The sequence below is a fragment of the Microbacterium sp. genome, assembly GCF_041641055.1.
Taxonomy (GTDB): domain Bacteria; phylum Actinomycetota; class Actinomycetes; order Actinomycetales; family Microbacteriaceae; genus Microbacterium.
The window spans coordinates 168,321-175,192 of sequence record NZ_JBEPZB010000006.1 but is presented as its reverse complement, the minus strand read 5'-3'; the positions used below and the strand labels follow the sequence as shown (position 1 = coordinate 175,192).

The following is a 6,872-nucleotide window of genomic DNA, read 5'->3' as shown; positions in this document are numbered from 1 at the left end:
GCATCCCGGACTTCTGGCAGCGTGCCGTGGTCGGTGTGCTCATCATCGGGGCCATCGTGCTCGACCGGGTGCTCGCGGTCAGACAGAGACGCCAGCTCATCGAGGCGAGGGACGAATCATGACCACCACCACGACGACCTCGACACGCGTCATCCGCGACTACGACCGTCCGCTCTGGCGGCGCATCTTCATCAACCGCGAGTTCGCGATCATCGCGCTGCTCGTGCTGGTGACGATCGTCGCGGCCGTCACGATCCGCGGATTCGCCCAGCCGATCACCGCGAACTACCTGCTGCTCGACGTCGCGCCGATCCTGCTCATCGCCCTGCCGATGACGCTGGTCATGATCACCGGCGAGATCGACCTCTCCGTCGGATCCATGGTGGGCCTCGCGAGCGTCGTCACGGGCGTGCTCACCGAGTCGGGCGCACCGTTCGAGGTCGCGGCCCTCGCAGCCCTCCTCGTCGGCGTCGTCGGGGGAGCCTTCAACGGCTTCCTCGTGACGATCGTCGGACTGCCCTCGCTCGCCGTGACGATCGGCACGCTCGCCCTGTTCCGCGGTCTCGCGGTCGGCTTGCTCGGAACCACGGCCGTGACCGACTTCCCCGAGACGTGGACGGCTCTGGCGAAGGCGAAGATCGCCGGCACGACGATCCCGTACATCGTGATCCCGTTCCTGATCCTGCTCGTGCTGTTCGTCGTGCTGCTGCACTTCACCCCGTTCGGCCGCGGCGTCTTCGCGATCGGACTGTCGAAGGATGCCGCGCGATTCTCGGGCGTGAACGTCGAACGGACGAAGTTCATCCTGTTCGTGCTGTCGGGCGTCGTCGCGGCCTTCGCGGGCATCTTCTACACCCTGCGGTTCGGCAGCGCCCGAGGCGACAACGCCACCGGGCTCGAGCTGCAGGTGATCGCGGCCGTCGTGCTCGGCGGCGTCTCGGTCTTCGGCGGGCGCGGGCACCTGCACGGCGTCGTCGCCGCTGTACTGCTGATCGGGGTGCTCGGCAGCAGCCTGCGTCTCGCCGGGGTCACCTCCGACGTCATCAACATCATCACCGGCGGGCTGCTGATCTTCTCGGTCGTCGCAGCCAGCGTCCTCGCCTGGGCGCAGCGCGTCCGAGCGAAGGCCGGTCCGCCGCTCCGCGTAGCAGCCTCCCCCGCACCATGAGGCAGCCTCTCATCGTCGGCATCCGCCTGCGGTGATCATCACGAAAGGAAGAACAATGACGTTTGCACGTAAGAGGATCGCCGGCTTCGCGGCGGTCGCCGTGGCCGCAGCGCTCGTGCTGAGCGGCTGTGCCGACACCAGCGGCGGATCCGGCGGCTCGGGCTCGGAAGGGGAGGGCGGGTCTGACAACCTCGCCATCACGTTCCTGCCCAAGAACCTCGGCAACCCGTACTTCGACACCTCCAGCGAGGGCGGCAAGAAGGCCGTCGAGGAGTTCGGCGGCACCTTCGCCGAGGTCGGTCCGGCCGAGGCCACCCCTGACGCCCAGGTCAGCTACATCAACACCGCGACGCAGCAGGCCGTCGGCGCGCTGGTCGTCTCGGCCAACGACCCGAAGGCGATCTGCGACGCGCTGAACGAGGCCCGTGACGCCGGCGTCAAGGTCGTCACCTTCGACTCCGACACGAACCCCGAATGCCGCGACCTGTTCATCAACCAGGCCGACTCCGAGGGCATCGCCAAGGTGCAGGTCGACCTGATCGCCGACCAGATCGGCGGGGCCGGCGAGGTCGCCATCCTGTCGGCATCGGCCAACGCGACCAACCAGAACGCGTGGATCGAGCTGATGAAGGAGTACATCGCCAGCGACTACCCCGACATCACCCTGGTCGAGACCGTCTACGGCGACGACGACGACCAGACCTCGTTCGATAAGACGGCGGCCCTGCTGCAGAGCCACCCGAACCTGAAGGGCATCATCTCGCCCACCACGGTCGGCATCGCTGCAGCCGCCCGCTACGTCTCGACCTCCGACTTCAAGGGCAAGGTCGCGATCACCGGTCTCGGCACCCCGAACCAGATGCGCGAGTACGTCGAGGACGGCACCGTCACGGCGTTCGCACTGTGGAACCCGGCCGACCTCGGCTACCTCGCGGCCTTCGCTGCGAAGGCGCTCGTCGAGGGCGAGATCACGGGTGAAGAGGGCGACACCTTCGAGGCCGGCGAGCTGGGCGAATACACGGTCGGCGCTGACGGCGTCGTGCTGCTCGGAGACCCGTTCGAGTTCAACGCGGAGAACATCGGCGAGTTCGACTTCTGAGTCACGCTCGTGAGGGGCGTCGGGGCTTCGGCCTCGGCGTCCCTTTTCGTGTCCTTCGGTACGAATGCATGCCGAGACGACGGATGGATGCCGAGAAAGGGTGTTCTCGGCATGCATCCGTGATCTGGGCATGCAGGTGTGCAGGGGGCCAGCGGGTGCAGGCGGGCCGTAGGGGGCAGGGCGGGCCGGGACAGGGCCAGACCCGGAGCAGGGCCAGACCCGGAGCAGGGCCAGACCCGGAGCAGGGCCAGACCCTGAGAGTAAGAGGGGCCGAGGTCAGCGGGGCGAGAAGCGCTCCGGCTCGTGGGTCGCGGCGACGAGCGCGCGCAGTTCCTCGAGTGAGGCGGGTGCGGCGCCGAGGGCTCGCGCCTGCACGAGCACGTTGCCGAGGGCGGTCGCTTCGACGGGGCCTGCGAGCACCGGAAGACCGGTGCGGTCGGCCGTGGCCTGGCACAGCAGGCGGTTCAACGAGCCGCCTCCGACCAGATGGATGCTGTCGAGCTCCCGCCCGGACAGATCTGCCGCCGTCTGCACCGCCTCTGCGAACGCGGCCGCGATCGACTCCACGATCGACCGGGCGAAGGCGGGCCGGGTGGATGGCGCCTCCGAACCGAGCAGCGTCGCGATGCGGGCGGGCATGTCTCCCGGTGCACTGAGCGACGAGTCGTTCGCGTCGAAGATCGGCACGTCGCCGGTCACCGAGGATGCCGCGGCGAGCAGCTCCGGCAGGTCGATCGCCGACCCGTCCTCCGCCTCCCAGGCCCGCACGGTCTCACTCAGCAGCCACAGCCCCGTCACGTTGTGCAGGAACCGGTAGCGGCGGTCGACACCGAGCTCGTGGGTGAAGTTCGCGTCGCGGGCGGCATCCGTCAGCACCGGCTCGGTCAGCTCGATGCCGACCAGCCCCCACGTGCCGCAGGAGATGTACGCCGAGTGCGGGGTCGACAGGGGAGCGGCGACGACAGCGGATGCCGTGTCGTGCGAGCCGACTGCGATCACGGGCAGGTCCTTGCCGATGCGTGCGGCCGGATCCGCGCGAAGCGTGCCGATCGTCTCGCCGGGGTCGACGAGCGTCGGCAGGATGCGCGACGGGATGCCGAGGCGCTCCGCCAGCTCGGCGTCCCAGTCCCCCGAGTCGACGCCGAGGAGTCCGGTGGTCGAGGCGTTCGTGCGTTCGGCGACGGCCCTGCCGGTGAGCAGGAAGGCGATGAGATCGGGGATCAGCAACGCGGCATCCGCATCCGCCCGCCGGGGGTCGACACGGTACTGGTAGAGCGTGTTGAAGGGCAGGAACTGCAGCCCGTTGCGTCGGTAGAGCTCGTCGAACCCGGCGATCGCGTGCACCTCGTCGACCCCGCGTGCCGTGCGGGCATCGCGGTAGTGGAACGGCTCGGCGAGCAGGTCCCCGTCTCGGAGCAGGCCGTAGTCGACCGCCCAGGAGTCGATGCCGATGCTCTCGATGCCCGGCTCTCGGCGCACGGCCTCGGCAAGCCCGGCGACGACGTGCTCGTAGAGGGCGCCGAAGTCCCAGTGCAGGCCGTCCTCGCGCTCGACGGGCCCGTTGGGGAACCGCGAGACGAGTTCGAGGTCGAGCCGGCCGTCGCCGATCCGGCCGATCATGACGCGACCGCTGGTCGCACCGAGGTCGACGGCGGCGACGGACCGGACCGTCATCGCAGGAACGCCGCAGCGACGCCGGAGTCCACGGGGATGTGCAGGCCTGTGGTGCGGCTCAGCTCGGGGCCCGTGAGGACGTACACGGCATCCGCCACGTTCTCGGGGACGACCTCGCGCTTGAGGATCGTGCGGTTGGCGTAGAACTGGCCGAGGTCCTCTTCGGCGACGCCGTAGGTCGCGGCGCGGTTCGCGCCCCAGCCCGAGGCGAAGATGCCCGAGCCGCGCACGACGCCGTCGGGGTTGATGCCGTTGACGCGGATGCCGAACTCGCCGAGCTCGACGGCCAGCAGCCGCACCTGGTGCGCCTGGTCGGCCTTCGTCGCGGAGTAGGCGATGTTGTTGGGGCCTGCGAAGACGGAGTTCTTCGACGAGATGTAGATGATGTCGCCGCCGAGCTTCTGGTCGATGAGCACGCGGGCTGCGGCCTTCGACACGAGGAACGAGCCCTTGGCCATGACGTCGTGCTGCAGGTCCCAGTCCCTCTCGGTGGTCTCGAGCAGCGGCTTCGACAGCGAGAGCCCGGCGTTGTTGACGACGAGGTCGACGCCGCCGAACGCCAGCACGGCGTCGTTCAGAGCGGCCTGGATCGCATCCGCGTCTGCGACGTTCGCCGCGACGCCGATCGCGACGTCGGTGCCTCCCAGCTCGGCAGCGGCAGCCTGCGCCTTCTCGAGGTCGAGGTCGGCGATGACGACACAGGCCCCCTCCGCGGCGAGGCGGGTGGCGATGGCCTTGCCGATGCCGCTGGCGGCTCCGGTGACGAAGGCGATGCGCCCCTGGTGCGACTTCGGCTTCGGCATCCGCTGCAGCTTCGCCTCCTCCAGCGCCCAGTACTCGATGTTGAACTTCTCGGCGTCGGAGATGGGGGAGTAGGTCGACAGCGCTTCGGCGCCGCGCATCACATTGATCGCGTTGACGTAGAACTCTCCGGCGACCCGGGCGGTCTGCTTGTTCGCACCGTAGGAGAACATGCCGATGCCGGGGACCAGGACGATGAGCGGGTCGGCGCCGCGGATCGCGGGCGACTCCGCGGTCGCGTGCGCGTCGTAGTAGGCCTGGTAGTCGGCGCGGTACTCCTCGTGCAGCTCGTGCAGACGGGCGATCTGCTCGTCGGCGGAGGCCATGACGGGCAGGTCGAGGATCAGCGGCTTGACCTTGGTGCGGAGGAAGTGATCGGGGCAGCTGGTGCCGAGGGCTGCGAGCTCGGGGGCGCGCTCGGAGGCGAGGAAGTCGAGCACGACGTCGGAGTCGGTGAAGTGGCCGACCATCGGCTTGTCGGTCGACGCGATGCCGCGGACGGTGCCGGCCAGGGCTGCGGCGCGCTCACGGCGCTCGGCCTCGGGAAGTGCCTCGAAGCCGGCACGGACACCGCCGAAGGGGTCGGCCTTGCCGTTCGCCTCGATGTAGGACGCTGCAGTGTCGATGATCCACAGCGAGTTCGTCTCGGCCTCGTCGGACGTGTCGCCCCAGGCGGTGATGCCGTGGCCACCCAGGATGCATCCGACGGCTTGCGGGTTCTTCGCCTTGATCGCGGCGATGTCGAGTCCGAGCTGGAATCCGGGCCGACGCCACGGAACCCACACGACCTTGTCGCCGAAGATCTTCGCGGTCAGCTCCTCGCCGTCGGCCGCGGTCGCGATCGCGATTCCCGAGTCGGGGTGCAGGTGGTCGACGTGCGCGGCGTCGACGAGGCCGTGCATGGCGGTGTCGATCGACGGAGCGGCTCCGCCCTTGCCGTGCAGGCAGTAGTCGAACGCGGCGACCATCTCGTCCTCACGGTCGAGGCCGGGGTAGACGTCGACGAGCGCGCGCATGCGGTCGAGGCGCAGCACGGCGAGCCCCTGCTCCTTGAGGGTCCCCAGGTCGCCACCGGATCCCTTGACCCACAGCAGCTCGACGGGCTGACCCGTGACGGGGTCGATCTCCGTGCCCTTGGCCGAGGTGTTGCCGCCGGCGTAGTTGGTGTTCTTGGGGTCGGCACCCAGGCGGTTCGACCGCTCGATGAGGGCGGCGGCGGTGGGGTTGGTCATGGCTGTTCCTTGTGCTCGGGAGAAGTGGCGAGGATGCGGCGGGCGAAGCGGTCGATCGATGCTGTCGCCGCCGCGAGTTCAGGCTGATTGAGGTGGCCGTGGCGGGTGCCCGGCTCGGTGGAGATGTCGATTTCGACGCCCGCGTCGCGCAGCAGGGCGCCGAACGCCTCGCCGGAGACGCGGAGCTCGTCGACCTCGCCGGTGATCATGATCGTGGCGGGGAAATGCGAGAGCTGGGCGGGGGACGAGGTGCCCGGCACGGCGTAGATGTCGGCGCTCGCGACCGGCCCGCCGAGGTAGTTCTCGTACATGCCCCGCACCGGTTCCGGGCCGAACACGTCGGCATCGGGTTCCGCGTCGAGAGCGGCACGCAGCGCGGTATCCGGTGCGCCCTGTACGGCGTGGAGCGTCGGATAGGCGAGCACCGCGAGCGCAGGGAAGGGCCCAGGAGCGTGGCTGAGGCGCAGTGCCGCACCGGTGGCGAGGTTGCCGCCGGCGCTCGCTCCGCCCAGAGACCACGGGCCACGGGCGAGACCGGACTCGACCGCCCAGCGGAAGGCGAACTCCACCTCGTCGGAGGCGACCGGGTAGTGCACGCCCGCTCGCTCGGGTGCCCCGGCCGCGGCAGCCCAGGTGCGGGGGAACGGTGCCAGGGCGTAGTCGACCGACACCACGACGATCCCCCGGTCGGCGAAGCTCTGCGCGACCCAGTGCGCCTCGGGCATGTCCAGCTCGCCGGCGGCGAATCCGCCGCCGTGCACCCAGACGAGCCCGGGGCCGGCCGGCGCGGAGGGCGTGTAGACGCGCACGCGCAGCGGCCCATGCGGGCCGTCGAGCACCTGGTCGCTCACGGGGTCATCCGTTCTGTCGGTGGGGCGTGGGGGGGGGGGGGGGGGGG

Annotated in this window: 5 protein-coding genes and 1 pseudogene; 3 read left to right on the top strand and 3 right to left on the bottom strand. The window is 69.8% G+C overall.

The genetic code is table 11. The features are described 5' to 3' along the window. The 3 genes and pseudogenes from ACESK8_RS06255 to rhaS all read left to right on the top strand — a co-directional run. Positions 1-122, top strand: a pseudogene (locus tag ACESK8_RS06255) (ABC transporter permease); the annotation flags it as partial. Then, positions 119-1,168, top strand: a complete 1,050-nt coding sequence (locus ACESK8_RS06250) for an ABC transporter permease (RefSeq protein WP_372967784.1) — start codon at positions 119-121, stop codon at positions 1,166-1,168. The pseudogene ACESK8_RS06255 and the gene ACESK8_RS06250, both read left to right, overlap by 4 nt. 55 nt (positions 1,169-1,223) lie before the next feature. Continuing rightward, positions 1,224-2,267, top strand: a complete 1,044-nt coding sequence (rhaS, locus tag ACESK8_RS06245; RefSeq protein ID WP_372967783.1) for a rhamnose ABC transporter substrate-binding protein — start codon at positions 1,224-1,226, stop codon at positions 2,265-2,267. A 276-nt stretch (positions 2,268-2,543) separates the two neighbouring features. Here rhaS and ACESK8_RS06240 read toward each other — a convergent pair whose 3' ends face one another. From ACESK8_RS06240 to ACESK8_RS06230, 3 genes are read right to left on the bottom strand one after another with little or no spacing between them, the layout of a single operon-like run. After that, positions 2,544-3,941, bottom strand: coding sequence for a rhamnulokinase family protein (locus ACESK8_RS06240; protein ID WP_372967782.1), 1,398 nt, complete (start codon positions 3,939-3,941; stop codon positions 2,544-2,546). Next, positions 3,938-5,974 carry a bifunctional aldolase/short-chain dehydrogenase gene (locus ACESK8_RS06235; RefSeq protein WP_372967781.1) on the bottom strand — a complete coding sequence of 679 codons (2,037 nt, stop codon included), beginning with the start codon at positions 5,972-5,974 and terminating at the stop codon, positions 3,938-3,940. Before ACESK8_RS06235 ends, ACESK8_RS06240 begins: the two co-directional genes overlap by 4 nt. Beyond that, entirely contained in the window at positions 5,971-6,825 is an 855-nt protein-coding gene (locus ACESK8_RS06230; protein ID WP_372967780.1) for an alpha/beta hydrolase, read from the bottom strand. Before ACESK8_RS06230 ends, ACESK8_RS06235 begins: the two co-directional genes overlap by 4 nt. Positions 6,826-6,872: the final 47 nt, after the last annotated feature.

Bases quoted from the DNA above. Each gene is read 5' to 3' on its own strand.
- ACESK8_RS06235 (WP_372967781.1), bottom strand. From the start codon at position 5,974: ATGACCAACCCCACCGCCGCCGCCCTCATCGAGCGGTCGAACCGCCTG.
- ACESK8_RS06240 (WP_372967782.1), bottom strand. From the start codon at position 3,941: ATGACGGTCCGGTCCGTCGCCGCCGTCGACCTCGGTGCGACCAGCGGT.
- ACESK8_RS06250 (WP_372967784.1), top strand. From the start codon at position 119: ATGACCACCACCACGACGACCTCGACACGCGTCATCCGCGACTACGAC.
- rhaS (WP_372967783.1), top strand. From the start codon at position 1,224: ATGACGTTTGCACGTAAGAGGATCGCCGGCTTCGCGGCGGTCGCCGTG.